This is a genomic window from Fodinibius salsisoli (assembly GCF_026229185.1).
GTDB classification, from domain to species: domain Bacteria; phylum Bacteroidota; class Rhodothermia; order Balneolales; family Balneolaceae; genus Fodinibius; species Fodinibius salsisoli.
The window spans coordinates 202,854-223,105 of the sequence record NZ_JAGGJA010000005.1; the positions used below are offsets into that span (position 1 = coordinate 202,854).

15 protein-coding genes are annotated in these 20,252 nt (G+C 45.4%); 7 read left to right on the top strand and 8 right to left on the bottom strand.

Features of this window, described 5'->3' with window-relative positions:
• Positions 1-27: 27 nt before the first annotated feature.
• Complete coding sequence (locus tag J6I44_RS09130; RefSeq protein ID WP_265765773.1) at positions 28-1,533, bottom strand: sodium-dependent transporter; 1,506 nt, start codon at positions 1,531-1,533, stop codon at positions 28-30.
• A gap of 367 nt (positions 1,534-1,900) precedes the next feature.
• Between J6I44_RS09130 and J6I44_RS09135 the strand changes: the two genes are divergently transcribed.
• Positions 1,901-3,355: a S10 family peptidase gene (locus J6I44_RS09135; protein WP_265765774.1), complete on the top strand. Its 1,455-nt coding sequence runs from the start codon at positions 1,901-1,903 to the stop codon at positions 3,353-3,355.
• A 260-nt stretch (positions 3,356-3,615) separates the two neighbouring features.
• On the opposite strand, the gene yaaA is transcribed toward J6I44_RS09135, so the two are convergent.
• Positions 3,616-4,377: a peroxide stress protein YaaA gene (yaaA, locus tag J6I44_RS09140; protein ID WP_265765775.1), complete on the bottom strand. Its 762-nt coding sequence runs from the start codon at positions 4,375-4,377 to the stop codon at positions 3,616-3,618.
• A gap of 393 nt (positions 4,378-4,770) precedes the next feature.
• Positions 4,771-5,853, bottom strand: coding sequence for a Gfo/Idh/MocA family protein (locus tag J6I44_RS09145; protein WP_265765776.1), 1,083 nt, complete (start codon positions 5,851-5,853; stop codon positions 4,771-4,773).
• Positions 5,854-6,129: 276 nt separating this feature from the next.
• Here J6I44_RS09145 and J6I44_RS09150 point away from each other — a divergent pair, with 276 nt between their 5' ends.
• Positions 6,130-7,494, top strand: a complete 1,365-nt coding sequence (locus tag J6I44_RS09150; protein ID WP_265765777.1) for a Gfo/Idh/MocA family protein — start codon at positions 6,130-6,132, stop codon at positions 7,492-7,494.
• Positions 7,495-7,512: 18 nt separating this feature from the next.
• Entirely contained in the window at positions 7,513-8,262 is a 750-nt protein-coding gene (locus J6I44_RS09155; RefSeq protein WP_265765778.1) for a 3-keto-disaccharide hydrolase, read from the top strand.
• Positions 8,263-8,297: 35 nt separating this feature from the next.
• Here the strand turns inward: J6I44_RS09155 and J6I44_RS09160 are convergent, their stop codons facing one another.
• Both J6I44_RS09160 and J6I44_RS09165 read right to left on the bottom strand, forming a co-directional pair.
• Positions 8,298-8,753: a CHRD domain-containing protein gene (locus J6I44_RS09160; RefSeq protein WP_265765779.1), complete on the bottom strand. Its 456-nt coding sequence runs from the start codon at positions 8,751-8,753 to the stop codon at positions 8,298-8,300.
• 130 nt (positions 8,754-8,883) lie between these two features.
• Positions 8,884-9,792 carry a Gmad2 immunoglobulin-like domain-containing protein gene (locus tag J6I44_RS09165; RefSeq protein ID WP_265765780.1) on the bottom strand — a complete coding sequence of 303 codons (909 nt, stop codon included), beginning with the start codon at positions 9,790-9,792 and terminating at the stop codon, positions 8,884-8,886.
• Between the two features lie 347 nt (positions 9,793-10,139).
• Between J6I44_RS09165 and J6I44_RS09170 the strand changes: the two genes are divergently transcribed.
• Positions 10,140-11,429 carry a DKNYY domain-containing protein gene (locus J6I44_RS09170; RefSeq protein ID WP_265765781.1) on the top strand — a complete coding sequence of 430 codons (1,290 nt, stop codon included), beginning with the start codon at positions 10,140-10,142 and terminating at the stop codon, positions 11,427-11,429.
• A gap of 90 nt (positions 11,430-11,519) precedes the next feature.
• On the opposite strand, the gene polX is transcribed toward J6I44_RS09170, so the two are convergent.
• Positions 11,520-13,283, bottom strand: a complete 1,764-nt coding sequence (polX, locus tag J6I44_RS09175; RefSeq protein WP_265765782.1) for a DNA polymerase/3'-5' exonuclease PolX — start codon at positions 13,281-13,283, stop codon at positions 11,520-11,522.
• Between the two features lie 118 nt (positions 13,284-13,401).
• Here polX and J6I44_RS09180 point away from each other — a divergent pair, with 118 nt between their 5' ends.
• The 3 genes from J6I44_RS09180 to J6I44_RS09190 all read left to right on the top strand — a co-directional run bounded on the left by J6I44_RS09180 (position 13,402) and on the right by J6I44_RS09190 (position 17,510).
• The gene (locus J6I44_RS09180; RefSeq protein ID WP_265765783.1) at positions 13,402-14,373 is read left to right on the top strand and encodes a glycoside hydrolase family 43 protein; all 972 of its coding nucleotides are present in this window, start codon (positions 13,402-13,404) and stop codon (positions 14,371-14,373) included.
• Positions 14,374-14,377: 4 nt separating this feature from the next.
• Positions 14,378-14,890 carry a nuclear transport factor 2 family protein gene (locus tag J6I44_RS09185; RefSeq protein ID WP_265765784.1) on the top strand — a complete coding sequence of 171 codons (513 nt, stop codon included), beginning with the start codon at positions 14,378-14,380 and terminating at the stop codon, positions 14,888-14,890.
• 109 nt (positions 14,891-14,999) lie between these two features.
• The gene (locus J6I44_RS09190) at positions 15,000-17,510 is read left to right on the top strand and encodes a M14 family metallopeptidase (RefSeq protein WP_265765785.1); all 2,511 of its coding nucleotides are present in this window, start codon (positions 15,000-15,002) and stop codon (positions 17,508-17,510) included.
• Positions 17,511-17,672: 162 nt separating this feature from the next.
• Here the strand turns inward: J6I44_RS09190 and J6I44_RS09195 are convergent, their stop codons facing one another.
• Both J6I44_RS09195 and J6I44_RS09200 read right to left on the bottom strand, forming a co-directional pair.
• A complete protein-coding gene (locus J6I44_RS09195; RefSeq protein ID WP_265765786.1) occupies positions 17,673-19,043 on the bottom strand; it encodes an erythromycin esterase family protein in 1,371 nt (456 codons plus the stop codon).
• 102 nt (positions 19,044-19,145) lie between these two features.
• The gene (locus J6I44_RS09200; RefSeq protein ID WP_265765787.1) at positions 19,146-20,102 is read right to left on the bottom strand and encodes a tetratricopeptide repeat protein; all 957 of its coding nucleotides are present in this window, start codon (positions 20,100-20,102) and stop codon (positions 19,146-19,148) included.
• Positions 20,103-20,252: the final 150 nt, after the last annotated feature.

Below are 20,252 nucleotides of genomic sequence, written 5' to 3' on the forward strand. Positions count from 1 at the left end.
GTTAATTTGAAGATACATGAGGTAGAATCAAGAGCTTGGTTCTCGGATTGTTTTCTCGGTAATCGGTCCGTTATAAAGATACAAAAGCCCCATCACAATACCCCACTGCACTACGATGGTGGCTACAGAAAAGGCACTGAGAGGATTATACCAGGTATCTGGTGCGTAAGCTGTAATACTTAAATAGATCCACCAGATGAGTAGCGAGATTACTTCTACTGGGACCACATATTTGATGATGACCTGCCACCAGCCACCGAGGGTGTATTTTTGCTCGCCATTATTGACGATTTCGTTTCGGAATCGTTCGGGACCAAAGCGGATGATAGCGAACGACATAAACGCCCCGGAAACCAGCAAGCCGACGCCCCAAACAAAATCCTGATTAGCCAGGATATCTACGGATAAAGCCGAGGGCATTCCGAATAGGAAACCAGCGATACAGATAAACACGGTCGCCTTGTTGCGGGAAATGCCCATATCTACAAATACGCGGCTTGCCAGTTCTATCATGGAGATGAGGGAGCTGAAGGCGGCGAAAGTGAGTCCAAGGAAAAATAAAATTGCAAAAACAGGTCCACCGGCCATCTGGTTGAAAAGCTGGGGCATCCACATAAAGGTTAATCCGGTGGATGCCGGACCGGAAGTGCGCATGACTTCAAGGATTTCGCCATTGCCCATGCTGCTGCCGAGGGTCCCGAAGACGGTGGCAAAAATAGTCATGGCAGCCAGCAAAGACACAATGTTGTTGCCAATGCCCGTTTGGAAAGCACTGATAGTAATGTCATCCTGCTTGCGCATATAAGCTCCGTAGGTCAGGATAAGTCCCCAGGCGGCGCCGGTATCCCAAGCATTCTGGGTGAGCGCTTCGAGCCATAGGCTGGGTTGGGAGAGGGTAGACCAGTCGGGTGTAAAAAGATACTCAAGCCCCTGCATGCTTCCAGATAACGTAACAGCGCGAATTAATGAAATGACAACGACGAGCAGTAGCGAAGGGATGAGGATTTTGTTAATACGTTCGATGGAAGAAATGCCTTTGACAACGACAATGCCCCCCATAATCATCATCAGCGCATGGAAAACTGAAGGCCACATTGACCCCTGGAAGCCATCCCATACTACTTGGGCCTGGTCTACGCTGGTAGGCAGATTAGAACCAATGGATTCGACCAAATAAAAGAGTGACCATCCGGCCACCACACTATAGTAAAACATGATGGCAGTGGCCACACAGCCGATAAAGCCGCCCATCCAGCCAAATTTACGGCCCACCAGTTTTATGAATGAACCAATTACGCCTTTTCGCCCGTGCCGGCCGATACCATACTCAGCGATGATCAGAGGAATGGAAAAGAGGAAAAGGCAGCTGATCCAGGCGATCAAAAAAGCCCCGGCCCCTTCTGCCCCCCCGTTTTGTGCGGCAATACGGGGGAAGCGCCAGATATTACCGGTCCCAACGGCAATGCCCAAGACACTTAAAATTAGACCCAGTTTCGATGAAAAAAGGTCACCCTTCGATTTATTGGAACTCATAAAAATAAGTGGATAGTTAAGGTTGCCATGATATATGTAGCAGTAAGCTTCTATTTTTAATCATTTTTTTGACGAGTGGCAACCGTAAGAATGAAAGAATTACCAGATTTTAAAAGTTGGTTTCAATCGATAACCGCATTACGTATAATAGAAATGTTTTCTGAGGCCAGATTATAAATTGTTGTAAACATTGGCATCCTCTTTTGGAAATAGTCCGGCAGGCAATTATCCTATTAAAAATAGTTAGATATATCTAACTGAGCATAGATACGTAACGAACATCAAAAAATGATCAACTACCATGCGGTTATTGTCATATTCACTAATTAAAAGCTTGGCTTCTTTCGTCGCTCTATTCAGTTTAGTAATGGTTTATACCACAATCAGCTGGGCGCAGCAGCGAACATTACCCGCCGATACGACGATTGTCTCCACCGATGAAGTGACGGTCAAGGGAACTGAAGTGCCTTACGAAGTGACGGTTGGCACACAGCCGGTGTTTGGGGATGACGGTAAAACAGATGCTTCATTATTTTATACCTACTACCGACGCACAGATGTAGAGGACGATGATAACCGTCCGATATTTATTTCCTTTAACGGTGGCCCCGGGGCTGCCTCGCTATGGATGCACTTGGGCTATACCAGTCCCAAGCGCCTGAAGGTAAGTGATGAAGGATACCCCGTACAGCCGTATGGCGTGGAAGACAACCCGCAGTCGATTATTGACGTAGCCGATATTGTGTACGTGAATCCGGTGAACACAGGCTTCTCTCGTATCCTGAATGATGGCAAGCGGGAGCAGTTTTTTGGTGTAAATGAGGATATTGATTACCTGGCCGACTGGATTGACACTTTTATCTCTCGGCAAGAACGATGGGAATCGCCCAAATACCTGATTGGCGAAAGTTATGGTACGCCACGAGTATCAGGCCTCGCCGGCGAACTGCAGAGCCGGCACTGGATGTTTCTGAATGGAGTGGTCCTCGTTTCCCCAACCGGGCTGGGCATGGAGCCGGCAGGCCCTTCGCCGCGCTCTTCAGTGCTAAAACTGCCTTACTACACCGCAGCAGCATGGTATCACAATCAGTTGCCGCAGGATTTGCAGCAGAGAGATTTGGATGACCTGCTACCCGAAGTTGAGGAATATACGATTGAGGAATTTTTGCCGGCCCTATCCCGTGGAGGCTTTATCGAAGAGAGCCGTAAACAGGAAGTGGCCAGCCAGGTAGCACGTTATGCCGGCCTCAACGAATCGTTTGTGCTCGATCATAACCTTGCTGTCCCTGCCATGGCTTTTTGGAAAGAACTGCTTCGAGAAGAAGGTTATACGATTGGTCGTTTAGACTCCCGCTACAAGGGCATCGATAAGACGGACGCCGGCGACCGCAATGATTATTGGCCCGAATATTCTTCCTGGAAGCATTCCTTTACGCCGGCTATCAATTATTATTTGCAGGAGAAACTCGGTTTCAAGACCGATTTACAGTATTATGTGGCTGGACCTGTGCATCCGTGGAATGACGATGGAAACCGAACCGGCGAAATGCTGCGGGGTGCTATGGCTGAGAATCCAAACCTGGAGGTTTTAGTACAGTCAGGTTACTTTGACGGGGCAACGGATTACTTCTCCGCCAAATATGTGATGTGGAACCTGGATCCCAGTGGTAAAATGCGGGACCGATTGCAGTTTGAAGGCTACCGCAGCGGACACATGATGTACCTGCGAAGCGAAGATCTGGAAACATCCAATGAAGATATCCGGGAGTTTGTGCGAGAAAGTATCCCTGAGGAGGGCGTGCCTGCTCAGTACGGAAATTAAGGGTAGGGGATAGGTTTAAACAGGCTTGGCAAAACCTAACCATCTTGTCGTTTTGAACTCGTTTCAGAATCTCACATACCCCAAATAGCTATTCAAAAGAGATCCTGAACTAAATTCAGGATGACAAGCTTGTTTTGCCAAGCCTGCATGAAGGGAATCCCAATCCTATACACTTTTTCAACTCATCGTAAAAAAAGAGAGCCTGCAAAAGGCTCTCTTTTTCATTGCAAACGTTAGAAATAGGCTTTTGGAAATAGATTTTAGCGGATAAAAACGGGTTCGTTCTTATCTTCGGTATGCTCTTCACTGTAGCTGTAATCGTTGCCGTTAAAGCCCAGCAGACCTTCATAAGAATCCACATCATTTTCAATGAGGTAGCGCGACATCGTACCGCGATTCTTTTTAGCGTAGAAGCCAATGACTTTTAAATCTCCGTTTTTGAAGTCCTTAAACTTCGGGGTTACAACATCTACTTTTAAGTTGTGGGGTTGCAGCGCTTTAAAGTATTCCTTGCTGGCCAGGTTGACAAACAGCTCATTATCTTCAAGTTCGTCATTTAATGCTTCGGTCAGGCTGTCTCCCCAGAAGTCATACAGCCGGTCATGACCGTTGACTTGTAACTTAGTGCCCATTTCCAGCCGATAAGGTTGCATCAAATCCAGTGGACGTAGAAATCCATACATTCCAGAAAGGATACGCAGGCTATTTTGAAGGGTGTCGATATGCTCATTATCAATAGAATAAGCGTCCAGCTCTTTGTAAGCCGATCCGTCAAAGGCATAAATGCAGGGGCGCGCATTGTCTTTGGTAAAAGGTGTGGAAAATTTTTGATAGCGCTCGTAGTTGAGGTTGGTGAGTTTCTCACTGATGCTCATCAGATCCGCAATCTCATCTTTTGATTTGTCGGCCAGCACATTATTCAACGTTTCTGCTTCCTCTAAAAACTGTGGCTGTGTGGCCTCATCAACAGGAAGCTCTCGTTCATATTCTAATGATTTAGCTGGTGAAATAACGATTTTCATGGTACAGAATTAAAATTGGATAGATTAAAGGAGTTAACATTTCATGGAAGGTAACCCTTCTGAGGACAGGTGTAAAACAGAGGGAAGAATTAAATCGTTCTAAAATCTACATACGACCCGGGATGAAAGTCTGTAACTTGTGTCGAAGCCAAAGATAACTGGTCCAAGTTACAAACTTGAACCAGTCTGAAGATTCGCTTTTGGGTAGCTATAGGGGCGCAGACTCAAGCCTGAGACTTCCGGAAGGGCCTGTTCAAAACCATTGAAAATACGGTTTGTCATTGTCCCGACGGTTCGGGAAAGCAATCTCCGAATTGAGGCTTTAAAAGGAGGTTGCCGCACTTCGTTCGCGATGACAGTGAGGTTTTGTAAAGCCCCTTCCATAGGATAAGCTTATTTTAAGGTAATTCTTTTGCCCGTTTTTACGGATTCATCGCAAGCCAGCACCACCTGGAGGGTCTGAACGGCTGCCCGCATGTGATCGGTCAGGTCCAGATCTTCCCGGATGGCGTTGATAAAATGCTGTTGCTCAAAATAGCAGAGTTCATCATGACCCGGTTCATCGGGGGTTTCTAACAGTTCATCTTCTTTGGTCAGTTTACTGTTTTCATCTACATCAGAGTGATGTACAAGCAACGTATTGACTTGGGTATGTTCTTCGATATCAGCCGACTTACCGCGAGGGTCGCCCTCGGTACTTTTCGTAATACTGACGCTGCCGCCCGGCCCCATCACATCTTTGATAAAATAGGCCGTTTCGCTGATCATGGGTCCCCATCCGGATTCATACCAGCCGACGGATCCATCGGAGAAGGTAACCTGGAGCTGCCCATAATTGTACATATCTTCGTCGATCTCTTCAGTTAAGCGCGCGCCTATGGCATGGACGGCCGTGGGATCGGCTTCCGTCATTTGGCACATCATATCCACGTAGTGAACACCGCAATCTACGATTGGAGACATCGCTGACATGAGATTCTTATGTACTTGCCACTCGGGCCCGGTGCTTTGTTGGTTGAGATTCATGCGCATCACCAGGGGTTTGCCCAATTTCTTGCTTTCAGCCACGAATTGCTTCCACCCGGGATGGTGGCGCAGAATGTAGCCTACCAGCAGTTTTTTGTCTGCTTTCTCAGCAGCATCTACAACGGCCTGGGCTTCCTCCACCGTTTCCGCCAAAGGCTTTTCCACAAATACATGAGCACCAGCCTCTAACCCTTTAATAGCATATTCGGCATGGGTCCCCTGGTAGGTGTTGATCGAGACGGCATCCGGTTGCGTTTTTTTAAGTGCTTGTTCATAGTTATCAAAGGTGGGCAAGCCTCCGAGTTCTTCGGAAAGTCGCTTTCGGCTTTCAGGTCCCCGGCTGACGAGCCCCACGATGGTTACGTCATCCAGCCTGTGATAAGCTCTTGCATGGGAAGTCCCCATATTGCCGCAACCGACAACTAAAACGGAAATGGTGTCATTTCGCATACTAAAAAATTTTTATTTCAATTTTGATTGAACTGTATCAATCCATTCCAAAATGGCTGATCAGAAGATAAACATATAGGCTTTCAAAAACATAATAAGTAACAAAAAGTAAAAGCCTGAAGATTTATTTATCGTTTGTTGAAAATAAATTTATTTTTCACTTCATTACTTATGATATGGGATTAGTTTATGAAATGAAATAGTAGGAGCTAACTCATTCAATTCTTTTTAAATTCTTGATAAGGTCAAAATCTAAAAATATCTGGATAATTATCTATGGATGATAAGCAAAGTCGCCGCGAATTTCTTTCTACAGCAGCCTGGAGTGCTGTAGGCACGATAGGTGCTGCCGGTCTTCTAACCAACTGTGCCAGTACGAATACGGTACAAGGTTTGCGTGAAGAGAGTCAACTTTCCCTTCTGAATGAAGCTCCGGCAGGAGAAACGCTGCGCGCTGGTTTGGTTGGCTGTGGCGGTCGTGGTACCGGTGCAGCTGTTAATTTTGTAGATGCCGGCCCCAACCTGGAAATTGTTGCTTTGGGTGATGTTTTCGAAGATCAGCTAACGAAATGCCGCACTCGCCTGAAGAAAGCCCGGGATATTAATGTGCCGGAAGAAAATTGTTATGTCGGCTTCGACAGCTACCAAAAAGTGATCGATTCCGGAGTAGATATTGTGCTATTTGCCACGCCCCCACATTTTCGGCCCATGCATGTTGATGCGGCGATTGAAGCTGGAAAGCACGTTTTCCAGGAGAAGCCCGTAGCCGTAGACCCCGTGGGAGCGCGAGCGATGATGGCAACCACTCAAAAGGCCCGAGAGAAGAATCTTTGTATGGTAAGTGGTACCATCCGCAGGTATCAAAAAGACTTTATGGAAACGCAACGAAGAGTCGCCAATGGCCAAATAGGTGAGGTGATCAGTGCCAACATTTTACGCAATGGTGGAGCTATTTGGTGGGTAGAACGCCAGCCGGAATGGTCCGATATGGAGTATATGCTGCGTAACTGGCAGAGTTTTAGCTGGCTGTCCGGGGATCATTATGTAGAGCAGTTTATCCACGAGCTGGATGTCATGAATTGGCATATGGGCAGCTGGCCGGTTAAAGCCTCTGGTTATGGAGGATCTAACCATCACGCCTCCGGTGATAAATTTGACCATTTCAGCGTTTCGTATATTTATGAGGATGGACGACGGGTCAACTGTTCAACCCGCCAGATTAATGGATGTGATAACTCCAAGATCCAGCATATTACCGGCACCAAAGGATATGCCGATGCAACGGGCTCGCTCTACAATCATGACGGGGAGCTTATTTGGGAATATCCTTACCCGGAGCGTGATGCTGAAGATGCAACTTGGAAGGTTAAGAATCCTTATGTACAAGAGCATATAGAATTGGTTAATGGCATCAGAACCGGAAACTATATTAATGATTCTGAGACCATGGTTAAATCTACGCGGATGGCGCTTATGGGACGGATGGCTGCTTACACCGGAGAAGATATTACGTGGGATGAGGTGGTCAAATCTAATCTTCGACTGGGTCCCGAGACCTATGAATTTGGTCCGGTGGAAGGTATTTCCGCCAAGCCCCCAACCGTAGGATCTTCTCCTTCTTCCGTGCAACGCTACACGTAGAGTAATAATATTTGATTTATGGATAGAAAAGAATTTGCCAAGCAGGCTCTGTGTGCAACCGCTCTATTTTCTGCAGCACCGGCACTGGGTGTTGCCAGCAAGCAGCCATCGCCCCTGGATGAAGCAGTACCTTCTTTTAAGCCTCTGTTTAACGGTAAAAACCTAGATGGTTTTGTGGATGTCAATACCTCTGAGGATACCTGGTGGGTAGAAGATGGCATCCTGAAAGCAACCGGCCAGCCTATTGGGGTCATACGTACTGAAAAGCAGTATCAGAATTTTATTCTGGATGTTGAGTGGCGCCATATGGAGCCCGGAGGTAATTCCGGGGTCTTCGTGTGGGCCAATGGTACCCCTCATGAAGATAATCCGTATCCCAAAGGAATGGAAGTCCAAATGCTCGATACGCAATGGGCAGAAATTCATGACCGCCCGATAGAGTATGTGCACGGACACCTTTTCCCGGCCATGAACCTTGAAGGAACGATCCCGGATAATCCCTCCGAAATTGAAGGTCGAAGCTATGCGCTGGAGAATAGAGTGAATGCCACGGGAGAGTGGAATCGATACATTGTGGTTTGTGTGGATGGGACCATAAAACTATCCGTAAATGGAAAATTCGTCAACGGTATTCGGTCAACAAAGCGGAAGAAGGGATACATTTGTCCCGAGTCGGAAGGGGCGGAAGTCCATTTCCGAAAGATGGACATTATGGAACTGCCCGGTGGAGTCATTTCCCCCGATCAAGTGGCTCCGGTTGTTGGATAAAAACAGTAATAATGTTTGTGTAAGGCCACAGAGAATTATTTAATAGCAGGAATCTGCCCGCGTAACTCTCCTTTTCTGTGGTCAGCACTTATGATATTTATAAACAGTTCGCCATTCTTTAAAAGTGGTTTCTGTGCCTCACTAAGCGTATAGGTATTGGCCTTCTTTTTGAGGACGCCTCCGGTTCGTTCATCATTCAGATCAACCGTTAAGCGGAAAAGCATATTGCCGTATTCTCCTTCTTTGCCGATCATGATATAAGCACCTGTATACGTACTGGTAAGATCAGAAAACTCGCCGTTAACCCAGAGTGTATCGCCTTTGGCAGAAACGGTGATCAATCCTGAACCCGAGGTTGCTACTGAAGGTGAGTGTTTGTATCCGGCAAGAATAACCCTTTTGGTCTGTTGTGCTTTGGCAGGCTCTGGCTGCATCCCAAAGTATACTACTATTATCAACAACGATATGGATAAAAAACGAATAGCTTTCATAATACTACGTTTTTTATTGCTGAGGTAATAGTATAACTAATTACTTAGGCAAATTATTACCATGAATAAGTTACTTATTTTGGGATAAGGTTAGCAAGAAGCTTTTTTAATAGGGGGGTAGAGAAATACCCTACTTTGGAGGGAAAATAACGGGAATGGAATACATTTGAGCATTCTCAGCTTTCCCCGAGGGATTTGCCCGCTCGAAAACCAGTCGTCCCCGCTGGTCGTCAGGAGCATCATACGTTAAGGTCGCTTCAAAAGGGACAAACTGTTCGGTCATCCAGTCTTCCTTTGCCTGGGCTGCTGTCTCGGCTAAAAGGTTATTGTGGGCATCGTATAATTTTATGGTAAAGCTGCCTTCAAAGTACCAGTACCCTTTGGCTTTACCAATAACCGTTAGTGGTGAAGTGACATCCATATTTGGGAGTGGTTTTTTCACTTCAATCATATCACGGGCCGTCTCTTTTTCCCCAATTTCCTCAAGCGTCAGGTTTCCTAACATGTGGTGGATAATTTCGGCATCATGATTATTAAGGGTGCCTTTTCGAACAACTTTATCGCCTTCCAGGAAGTCACACTCTTCCATGGACTTCTGTTGGTCCACCTGCTCATCATAGCAAAGGGTTTTCGAATTCGTCATCCTAATTTGAGCAAAAATAAATCCATTCTTAGACCAGTTGGCAGGAGGCGCCTGGGGGACGATAAAATAAGCCCAGGGAGTACCATCCGCTAAATGCAGAATTTTTGATTTTGTTGTATCAACTTCAAAAGAGAGAGATGGAGCATTATTTGCTTTGGTAAAAGAGGTGTACTGACTATTAGGCAATTCGGTGCCAATACCTTTGGGCCAGATGGTAATGTAAGAGTGCTGAGGTTCTGCATGGACATTGATTGGAAGTTGTCCTTCGGGCTCTGTGTTCTTACTGAAGATGTTAATCGCAAAGTCGCCTACCTTTAAATCGGACTGTTCAACTACAACCCATGATGTTGGGATTTCCAAGCGTAGGTTATAGGTAGCATTGGAGTATGTTTCCATTGCCGGGGAAGCATCTTGAGCTTTTTTAGAGGAAGAACATCCTAATAGAAGTGCGCAGCAAGTAAATAATAACGAATAGCATGAAACCCTATAACTCATAACGATAGCTGTTAGTTAAGGTTGTGTGGCATTATAAGCGCATTGGCACGGTTAAGTTCCCATAGGAATTTATGGCCTTATAAGTTTATAAAAACAACTATAGATAACCAGGCAGGTTATCTATAAGTCTTAAAGTATAGACTCTTAGGTTTTAAAAATCTATATTATCTGATCTTTATTAGGATAGCTTGAAATAGCGTATCCTGTATCTCAAAACGAAAGCATATTAATGATTAAATAACTATTGAATGAATTGGATTGTATTAATTGCGCTTTTTGCATGGCCCCTTATTTGGATTTCGTCGGTAATGATGTTTGGCGGCCCGGGAGCCAGTAATGAAATAAGCACCTATATTTCAGTTATCGTTGTCTTAAGCTATCCCATTGCGATATTTGGCCTCTATTGGCTATTTGATCGGTCGTTTTTTGGCATAGCAGGAAGACAAATGTTTTTAGTCAGCTTGATTGTTGTGCCGACACTACTCTACATGAGTGGCTACCTACAGGATGCATGGAACCTTTCGCAGGGGATACGCAATGAAGGCTATTCCAACGTTCAGGAAACCGTATATTTTAATGGTCAGGAGTTGAAGGAGGCCGATAGTGAGAGTTTTGAGATCTTGAGAATGGCGTTGCCTGCTATCCGAACAACTCCTTATGCCAAGGATAATGAACATGTTTATTATGACGGCGCGAAGCTTGAGAACGCAGAAGCTTCCACATTTGAAGCCTTGTCGCAAAGTACGGGTAGTATTTATTTTAAAGATCAGCATAATGTATTTTATGCTGAGGACCTCTACCAGAAGCCTGCCGTGGTAGAAGGGGCCGATCCGGCCAGTATTGAGCTAATAAGGGAGGAGCATTCGGATTACTGGCGAGATAATGAAAAGGTTTTTTATGCTGGCAAGGAGATAGTTGGGGCAGATCCCGTAAGTTTTAAGCTCGCACCCCGCGCCGATAACCATTATTGGCAGGATAATTCTTCCGTTTATTTTAATGGTAAACCACTGGCTCATGCAGATCCTGAAAATTTTAGCTCTTTTAAAAAAGAACCTTATCATTTCACCCGATCTTTAGGGCAAGATAACGATGGTTATGTTTATTGGCGCGGCCGCCTGTTGCCGGGAGCAGATGCAAGCTCTTTTAAGGTGTTGAACCATGAGATTGGCATGGATGATGATCACTTGTTCCGCCAAACAGAGGTGATGCTGACGGATTATGATGCCTCCTCTTTTAGGTTACTGGAAGATGATGCCTATCTCGGCAAAGATGTAAACCATGTTTATAACTTAAGTAAGGGACATGCAGGGATTATTGAAGGAGTTGATCCCAATACCTTTGCTGTCTTAGGCAAAGGGTACCTTAAAGATCATCAGTATGTTTATTATCGAAAGGACTATGAATCTAAAGTAGTTGTAGTGGAAGAGGCTGATGCCAGCAGCTTCGTTATTGCCACCGATGTAAAAGGAAAAGCTGATGCCCGGGATACTGATCGTTACTTCCACCAGGGAAAGCCATTGCCAGCATCAACAGATTAGTCGTGGCTTGCCATCCTGTCCGTCGGTTGACGCATCAGAATGACAAGGTGGGATAATTTTATAAGGATCGTTTTTGGGATTATAAAAACATTACTCTTTATCCCTAAACCACTGGGCCAGCTCATCCGCAGATTTAGTATTGAGGATGCGCTCCTTCTCAAACTTTCCTTTTCGGGCAATGCGTACGCCATAGGGAATGTCATCAATACCATCAATGCTGTGGGCATCTGGATTAATGGAACTCATCAGCCCAACTTCTTTGGCTTTATTCCCATGTCGCCAGTCGAGGTCGAGACGCCAGGGGCTGGCATTGATTTCGATAGCGGTATTATGCTCTGCAGCTAATTCGATGAGCTTGTTTATATCCAGGTCGCTGCCGTCTCTTTTAAGTAACAAGCGGCCGGTCGGATGTCCTACAATGCGCGTGTAGGGATTGGTGATGGCATTCTGAAAGCGGGTCATCATCTTATCGCGATTCATTTCCAGTCCCGAATGCACACTGGCAATCACAAAGTCAAAGCCTTCGAGCAGCTCATCGTCATAATCAAGGCTCCCATCACTCAGGATGTCGGATTCAATACCCTTAAAGATGCGGAAATTTTGTCCCTCATCGGCAAACTGTTCGTTTAGCTCATCAATCTCTTCCCACTGCTGTTTCACTTCGTCCGCCTTCAGTCCACCGGCATAAGCAGCAGTATGCGAGTGGTCGGTAATGCCCAGATATTCGTATCCCCGTTCCATGCAAGCCTCGGCCATATCCTTGATGGAATACTTGCCGTCGCTCCAAGTGCTGTGTGCATGAATGACGCCCCGGATGTCATCATCCGTGAGCAGGTTCATCTCTTCATTATTTTCAAAGAAATCAATCTCCCCGCGGTCTTCCCGAAGTTCAGGGGGCACAAAATGCAGGTCTAATTTTTGATAAATATCCGTTTCTGAGGAATAGTCAATCGGTGCATCAAAATTGGTATTACCTTTATCATCCAGCTCAAAAAGGCCGTATTCATTTAGCGAGAGACCGCGTTCACGGGCTCGCTGGCGAAGTACTACGTTGTGTTCCTTGCTGCCCGTAAAATACATCAGTGCCGCTGGAAATTGTTCGGGCTTCACGATGCGAAGGTCCACCTGTCGTCCATCCTGGGTACGGATAGAGCTTTTGGTGTCGCCGCGTCCCAATACATCTACCACCAGTTCATGGTCAACAAAAGCATCAAAAAGATCAGAGATATGTTTCTCTTTGGCCCCAATGAGAATATCAATATCACCAATGGTTTCATTGGAACGGCGGAGTGAACCCGCTACTTCAATGGCTTCTACACCTTCCAGGTCCTTAAGGAAATCATACATGGGACGAGCAATTTCGGTGGCCTGATCCAGGCGGCAGCGTTCATCAAACTGTTCCATCCATTCAATAGATTTCAGGATTTTCTCCGCCGATTTCTTCCCGAGACCATCCAGTTCGGCTACCCGACCGTCTTCACAAGCTGCTTTCAGTTCCTCAAGCTCCGAGATCCCCAGTTCTTTATGGATTTTAGCGATATTTTTAGGTCCCAGACCCGAGATATCCAGCCACTTGATGACGCCCTCCGGAATACGCGAGCGCAGTTCTTCGAGTACTTCAATAGTACCATTTTCCGCATACGATTGAATGTCTTCCGCAATAGATTTACCAATGCCCTTGATGTCAGTCAGGTTGCCATCCTCAATATAATCATTAATATCGTCATTAAGCGATTCAATGGTCTGAGCAGCACGATCAAAAGCAATAGCACGGAAGCGGTTTTCGCCGGCCAGCTGCATCAGTTGATAAATTTCACGCAATCGTTCGGCAATTTCCTGGTTGGTTACGGACATGTAAATGATTTTAGTTCATTGAAGTATGTGAGCATCGGCAAACAAAAAAAGAATTGAATCATTCCCTTTTTACTTGCATGTTAGAGCACTAAAATTAACAAATTTAGGCCAAGGTATCGTGAAAAAATCTGCTGTTTTTAATAAAATTCTGCTGCTGATCATCGGCATCGTAGGGCTTCAACAAATAGCTTTCGCTCAAGAAAGTACGGCCGCTGAACATTATTTGTTTTCCTATTTCGTAGGCAATGGTGAGGATGGGCTGCATCTGGCCCATAGCACCGATGGGCTAAAATGGAAGCCACTGAACGCAGGGGAATCGTTACTAACTCCTCGCGTGGGCGAAGATAAGCTGATGCGGGACCCGTCCATCGTGCAGGGACCGGATGGTACTTTTCATATGGTATGGACGGTCAGCTGGGGCGAACAAGGGATTGGTTATGCCTCTTCGGAAGACCTTATCCACTGGTCAGAGCAACAATTTATTCCCGTGATGGAACACGAGCCCGATGCCTTAAACTGCTGGGCGCCGGAGCTATTTTATGATGAGCAGAGCGATCAGTTTGTTATCGTTTGGGCCACTACTATTCCCGGAAAGTTCCCCAAAACAGATGGGCAGGATGGCGATAAATACAATCACCGGCTTTATGCGGTAACCACGAAAGATTTTTCTACCTTCAGTGATACCGAATTATTCTATGACCATGGATTTAATGTGATTGACGGTGCCATTTTTAAGGCAGGTGATCAGTATGCCATGCTCTTAAAAGATGAAACGAATGAGCCTTTTCCGGTACAGAAAAATATCCGCCTGGCGTTCAGCGACCATGCTACAGGGCCATGGACAGACGCTACGAATCCGATCACCGGTGACTACTGGGCTGAAGGCCCGACGGTTCTTAAGATTGATGGAAAGTGGCACGTCTATTTTGACAAGTATATCGAAGGTCAATACGGACTAATTGTGTCGGATGATTTAAAGGAGTGGCAAGACCTTTCTTCTGAGCTTCAGATGCCAGAGGAAATGCGTCACGGTACGACTTTCAAGGTATCCACGGAAGTTGCTAATAAACTACTAAACCAGTTAAATTAAGACCATGAGTAACTATAAGAACCGATGGATAGTTGGGGTTGTTGCACTCGTGCTGCTTGGAAGCTGTAGTGCGCAACCTGAGGTTAAACCATCCAAGCAAAAGGTGTCGGCTATACTTAATGGGTGGCATCAGGCGGCTGCGCAGGCAAACTTTGATCAGTATTTTAGCTATTTTTCCGGTGACAGTGCAATTTTTATGGGTACGGATGCCACCGAGCGGTGGACCATAACCGAATTTAAGGAGTATGCGAAGCCGCATTTTGAGCGGGGACGTGCCTGGAATTTTACTCCGGTAGAACGGCATATTTATTTTTCCAATGATGGAGCAACCGCTTGGTTTGATGAGTCACTGGACACCCCGAATTTAGGGCCGGCACGTGGGACCGGGACATTGGTTAAGCAGGATACAACCTGGAAGATTGCCCACTATAATTTATCGATCCCGATTCCTAATGCTATCGCTGATACGGTGATAAAACAGGTAGAAGAGGCATTGAAGGATACGAGTAGCAAATAAAAATCTACCTTAGCTGTTCCAAGCGTCCACGCTTGGAACAATATATAATGGTGATAAGCGTGGACGCTTATCACAGCAGGGGCAATTATTAATATTTTTATCGGTTTTTATGTCATATCGTAAATGTTGGCTTGTTTTAATCTTTATTTTCCTGAGTATTTCTGCACACGCTCAGTTGCAATCTCCTTCTGAATTTTTGGGATATGAGTTGGGCAGTGAGTGGACGCCCCATCATAAAGTGATGGATTATTTTTGGCATGCAGCCGAACAGTCGCCCTTGGTTGAAGGAGAATCGTATGGCGAAACATACGAGGGTCGGCAGCTGATGGTAGTATATATCGCCAGCGAAGAAAATGTAGACCAGCTGGAGCAGATTCGCACCGATAACTTAAAACGAACCGGATTAATCGACGGGGAGCCTGCCAATAACCAAACGGCTATTGTATGGTTAAGCTATAATGTACACGGCAACGAGACTTCCAGCAGCGAAGCAGCCATGAAGACGCTTTATGAGTTAACCCGTCCGGATAACGATCGCACTAAGCAGTGGCTACAAAATACGGTCGTCATTATGGATCCCATGCTTAATCCGGATGGGCGGGATCGCTACGTACACTGGTACAAAGAAACGGTTGGGGCGGATCCGAATATCCATGAAGCGGCCCGCGAACATCACGAGCCCTGGCCCAATGGACGAACGAATCACTATTATTTTGATTTAAATCGCGACTGGGCCTGGCTAACGCAGAAAGAAAGTCGACAACGGTTGGCTAAATACCAGCAGTGGATGCCGCACATCCATGTAGACTTTCATGAGCAGGGACACAATGCACCCTATTACTTTGCCCCGGCCGCCAAGCCCTTCCACAATGCCATCACTGACTGGCAGGAAGAATTTCAGTATACCATTGGCAGAAATCATGCGAAGTATTTTAATGAAAACGGCTGGCTTTATTTTACCCGCGAAGTCTTTGATCTGTTTTATCCCAGCTATGGCGATACGTATCCTATTTTTAACGGGGCCATAGGCATGACGTACGAGCAAGGCGGGCAGGTAGGCCTTAGTATTAAGCTGCAGGAAGGGGATACCTTAACGCTGGATGACCGGCTGACCCATCATCACACTACCGGTCTTTCAACCGTTGAAACAGCTTCTAAACATGCGGGCGATTTGGTTCGTGAATTTGAGGAATATTATGAGCAGTCAAATACAGAGCCTGCAGGTAAATACAAGACGTTTATAATCAAAGGCGATAACAATCCAGACAAAATACGCAGTCTCTTTGCGCTGCTGGATCGCCACCAGGTACGGTACGGAAAAGCAAAAACAGACCGTTCACTGGAAGGCTATAACTATGCGACCGGCAAATCAGAGGATATCCAAGTTACAGAAGATGATTATCTTGTGAGCGCCTTTCAGCCTAAATCCGTACTGGCACGGGTGTTGTTTGAACCACAGCCACAGCTCGAAGATTCTGTAACCTACGATATCACTGCCTGGGAGCAGCACTATGCTTTCGGGTTGGAGGGATATGCACTGACCGAGCGACTGGAAGTTGAAGTTGCTGATACCCCACAACAAGCCAATCCTGATCCGGTTTCGGTTACCGGCCAGCCGTATGCCTACCTGTTGCCGTGGAAAGATATTGCAGATGCCAAGGCACTGGCAGCATTACTCAAAGAAGATATCAACGTTCGTTTTACGCAAAAAGAGATTAGGCTGGATGGGGAAACCTATCAGCCTGGTACGCTCGTGATTCCACGGGCTGACAACCAAAATCTGAATCCACAATTTGATCAGCTTGTTCAGCAAGTGGCTACGGAACACCATCGCGACCTTGTTACCGTATCAACCGGATTTGCAGCCTCGGGAGTCGACTTTGGATCTTCTTCGGTCCGCTACCTGGCAAAACCTCATGTAGCATTGCTAAGCGGCCGGGGAACATCATCCAACAGGGTGGGAGAGGTGTGGCACTTTTTTGATCAACAGGTCGACTATCCATTGACGATGATCAATACGGATTATTTTGAAAATATTGATCTTGATAACTATGATGTGCTTATTTTGCCAGCTGGTCGGTATAGCGATATTCTGGGTGAGGGTAAGATGAAAGAGCTGAAGGCATGGGTTTTATCCGGTGGAAAGTTGATTGCACTGGGTAGAAGTAATGCCTTTTTAGCCGGAAAAGAAGGCTTTAAACTCAAGAAAAAAGAGATTGAGACCGATTCCTTAGATCAACAAAGACGTAATACTTATGGTGGGAATCAGCGTAAACGTATTTCCGAGTTCAACTCCGGTTCCATCTACAAAATTGCTATGGATCCAACGCATCCACTGGCATTCGGCTATGGCGACGATTATTTCTCCTTAAAACGTAATGCTGCCGCATACGGCTTTTTAGAAAACGGCTGGAATGTGGGCTTCGCAAAAGAAGATGCCCATATGAGTGGTTTTATAGGCTATAAAGCCAAAGAAAAGCTTCAAGATACGCTTACGTTCGGCGTACAAGAGATGGGTGAAGGCTCCATAATTTATTTGGTAGATAATCCCTTATTCCGGGCTTTCTGGCACAATGGAAAGCTGCTCTTTGGGAATGCGGTGTTTTTGGTTGGGAATTAGTCTGTGGGTTATGAGTAGTGAGTCTTGAGTGTCATGCGATTTATATTTTTAGGCCATGAAGAAATAACGTAAACAAGATCCCAAGCTATGGAGAGTTTTGTGAACTTTGTGCCTGCTGCGTACCATTTTGAAGTGTTGGATTATATTATTTCTGGAGTAAGTTTATTGTACAGAAGTAGAATGGCTTGTTGAATCCAAGTGGATAATAAAATCGTAACTTTTAGGCAGAATAGTTGGTCTATAATAGATTGTTGGGTTGCCAGCGTAAACACCTCCTATTTGCAGGAGTCCATGTACTTTAGATAACCAGTTATTTAGAGCCGAGTTAGGTTCTAAAGCATCTATATTAAAAATAAAGTTGTCATCCTGACCCAGAGAGAATAAGTGATTAATGGAACCTTGGGTCGGGGAACTCTCTATCGCGTGAAACTCAAGCCCGGTTCGCTTATTTCTGACAAAATCAACTCCTTTAGCCCTAAAGGTTCCTTTGTTAAAACTAAAGCCAATACTTGTGTAGTCGTCTCCCATTTTTTTGTCAAGATGATAACCCATGATCGGAATAGGCGGAATGAGCGTTAAGAGAGACTTCGATTCTGATATATGTCCATTATGGGCCCATACCGCTATTTTGGTTTTCTCACCAAAGAGTTGGGAAGCCCAAATAGCATTTTCAGCCATATACTTATCCCGCAGACTGCGGTCATTACGTTTTTGACGGGCGTATAAATTTTGGTGCACTTGTTGTAAATTTCTTACCAACCGATACATAGTTTGATATTTAAAATCGGAAGAAGCCAGGATCATTTCTTCTTTCACGGCCTCCATCTTTCGCATAAGGTAGTCCAGGGTATCTGATATAGCTTTCCGTTGGTTTTCCGTCATTTCCTGATAGCTGTTCCTTGTTTGGCTTCGTGATCCTGCCGTCAGTTTCTTAATGTTCTTCAAAACCGATTGTGTCTCCACAGTGAGTTCAGGCCGGGCTGCTTTGATGTATCCTTCAATAAGAGTTGGCTGGTATGACATATAATTCGTGTTCAAACCAATAATATGCACTCGTTGTGAAAGTGGTTTTCCTTTATTAAAAGAGCGCATCCACGTTAGTAATGCCTCGACCTCCTTTGTTTTCCACGTCCAGAAATGCATTTTGTCTGCCATAATTTGTGCAATGTCTCCCGACCGGCCCTGCACATAATTATTAAGGTAAATAGCCTCCCCCATATCAGCTTCAAAGGCAAATATTCTGAAATTGTGTTGCTCTGCCAAGTACCGGAAAATTTTGTGTTTCAACTGGAAAAACTCTTTGGTTCCATGTGTGGCTTCTCCCAGGGCAACAATTTTACTGTGCCCCGCCTCACTTAGGGGAGCGAGATCGGAAAGCGAAGATGTAGGTACCGGGCTTTCAAGGGGATGGGTGTGATCGTTTAACTGCTTGACCAATTTGTCCAACTGCTGGTCTTTTTCGGGAGCAGATTGTTGGCAGGAAACGATAAAAAAGAGAAGTAATACCCCAACCGGTAATAGTTTTTCAATCATGATATGATTTTAGCAGTATAACATTGAATTAACACGCCGTATGGCGTAGAAAACGGGGCATTAAACGTATGGACTCATAACTCAAGACTCCCCACTCACTACTCAAAACTCATAACCAAGCCTTTTCAGATCCATTTCTGCCGCTATGTATCCAAAGGCATTCCATTGGTCACTTTCATAGACTTCCCGGAACAGTTCTTTAGCACGCTCTTTGCGTCCGTTAATGTAGTGCCAGTTACCCAGTCCATATTGCAATGTTACTTTTTCAAGGGAGGTCCCATTTTGCAGCTCTTCCAACAGCATATTGGGACTAAATACGCCTTTGAATACCAGTAGCAAGCGATGGTAATTTTCGTTTTCTATGATATCCATTTCCTCAGATATTGGTTCCAGTATATCGCCCGCTAGATCATCCAGGCCGGCGCGTCGAAGCGTCATATAAAGCCAATAAGAAGCGGCTACATCCATGTCATCGTTTGGAGACAGCCGCAGGCACTCCTCAAAAGCATTTTTAGCTTTCGTATAGTCACTTTTTAAGTAGTAGGCCAGCCCCAAGTGATACCAAATATTCGTATGGAGCGTACTCCGGGGATTATCTTGATCATTAGGGATGCCATCGGGCTCAACCTGATCTTCTTCTCCATATACTAATTCCCCTGCCCGTTTAAGATCTTCAATCGCTTGATCAAATTGCCGAATCGTGATGTAGCGATGTCCCCGGTGTCGATAAAGTCGCGCATCTTTGGGATGTGTTTCAATGCCTCCGGAAAATATCTGAATTGCTTGTTGGTAATTTCCCAGGTAGGCAGTTCGGCGTCCATACCAGATGATATTTTCAATATTATCCGAATTCGTTTCATAATTCGATCGGGCCGTTTTGAGATTGCTCTCAAACCTGCTTTTAGTCTCAGGGGTCAGGGGAGGGGCATACAAGGTATCTCCCAGGGCTGTAATAGCTTGGTATTTTACATGTTGGCTATTTGGAGTTGATGGTTCCTCGGATGAACAGCCGATCGTAATAAAAATACAAATGAAAAGAGCAAAGCTAAGATATTTCATAGTCATGGAGAATAGTAATGGAATAGTGTTCTTCATTATGGATAATTTCACGATGAAGATCAAAAACAGTTTTATGTGCTTCTGATAAAGATGAATGTAAAGTAGCCTTTGCACGGCACATTATGAATTAGGGAGAGCTATTCTGCTTGG

Coding starts and splice junctions, on each gene's coding strand:
- J6I44_RS09150 (WP_265765777.1), top strand. CDS start 6,130: ATGGATGATAAGCAAAGTCGCCGCGAATTTCTTTCTACAGCAGCCTGG.
- J6I44_RS09165 (WP_265765780.1), bottom strand. CDS start 9,792: ATGGAAACATACTCCAATGCTACCTATAACCTACGCTTGGAAATCCCA.
- J6I44_RS09160 (WP_265765779.1), bottom strand. CDS start 8,753: ATGAAAGCTATTCGTTTTTTATCCATATCGTTGTTGATAATAGTAGTA.
- J6I44_RS09200 (WP_265765787.1), bottom strand. CDS start 20,102: ATGAAATATCTTAGCTTTGCTCTTTTCATTTGTATTTTTATTACGATC.
- yaaA (WP_265765775.1), bottom strand. CDS start 4,377: ATGAAAATCGTTATTTCACCAGCTAAATCATTAGAATATGAACGAGAG.
- J6I44_RS09130 (WP_265765773.1), bottom strand. CDS start 1,533: ATGAGTTCCAATAAATCGAAGGGTGACCTTTTTTCATCGAAACTGGGT.
- J6I44_RS09170 (WP_265765781.1), top strand. CDS start 10,140: ATGAATTGGATTGTATTAATTGCGCTTTTTGCATGGCCCCTTATTTGG.
- polX (WP_265765782.1), bottom strand. CDS start 13,283: ATGTCCGTAACCAACCAGGAAATTGCCGAACGATTGCGTGAAATTTAT.
- J6I44_RS09135 (WP_265765774.1), top strand. CDS start 1,901: ATGGTTTATACCACAATCAGCTGGGCGCAGCAGCGAACATTACCCGCC.
- J6I44_RS09185 (WP_265765784.1), top strand. CDS start 14,378: ATGAGTAACTATAAGAACCGATGGATAGTTGGGGTTGTTGCACTCGTG.
- J6I44_RS09155 (WP_265765778.1), top strand. CDS start 7,513: ATGGATAGAAAAGAATTTGCCAAGCAGGCTCTGTGTGCAACCGCTCTA.
- J6I44_RS09195 (WP_265765786.1), bottom strand. CDS start 19,043: ATGATTGAAAAACTATTACCGGTTGGGGTATTACTTCTCTTTTTTATC.
- J6I44_RS09190 (WP_265765785.1), top strand. CDS start 15,000: ATGTCATATCGTAAATGTTGGCTTGTTTTAATCTTTATTTTCCTGAGT.
- J6I44_RS09145 (WP_265765776.1), bottom strand. CDS start 5,853: ATGCGAAATGACACCATTTCCGTTTTAGTTGTCGGTTGCGGCAATATG.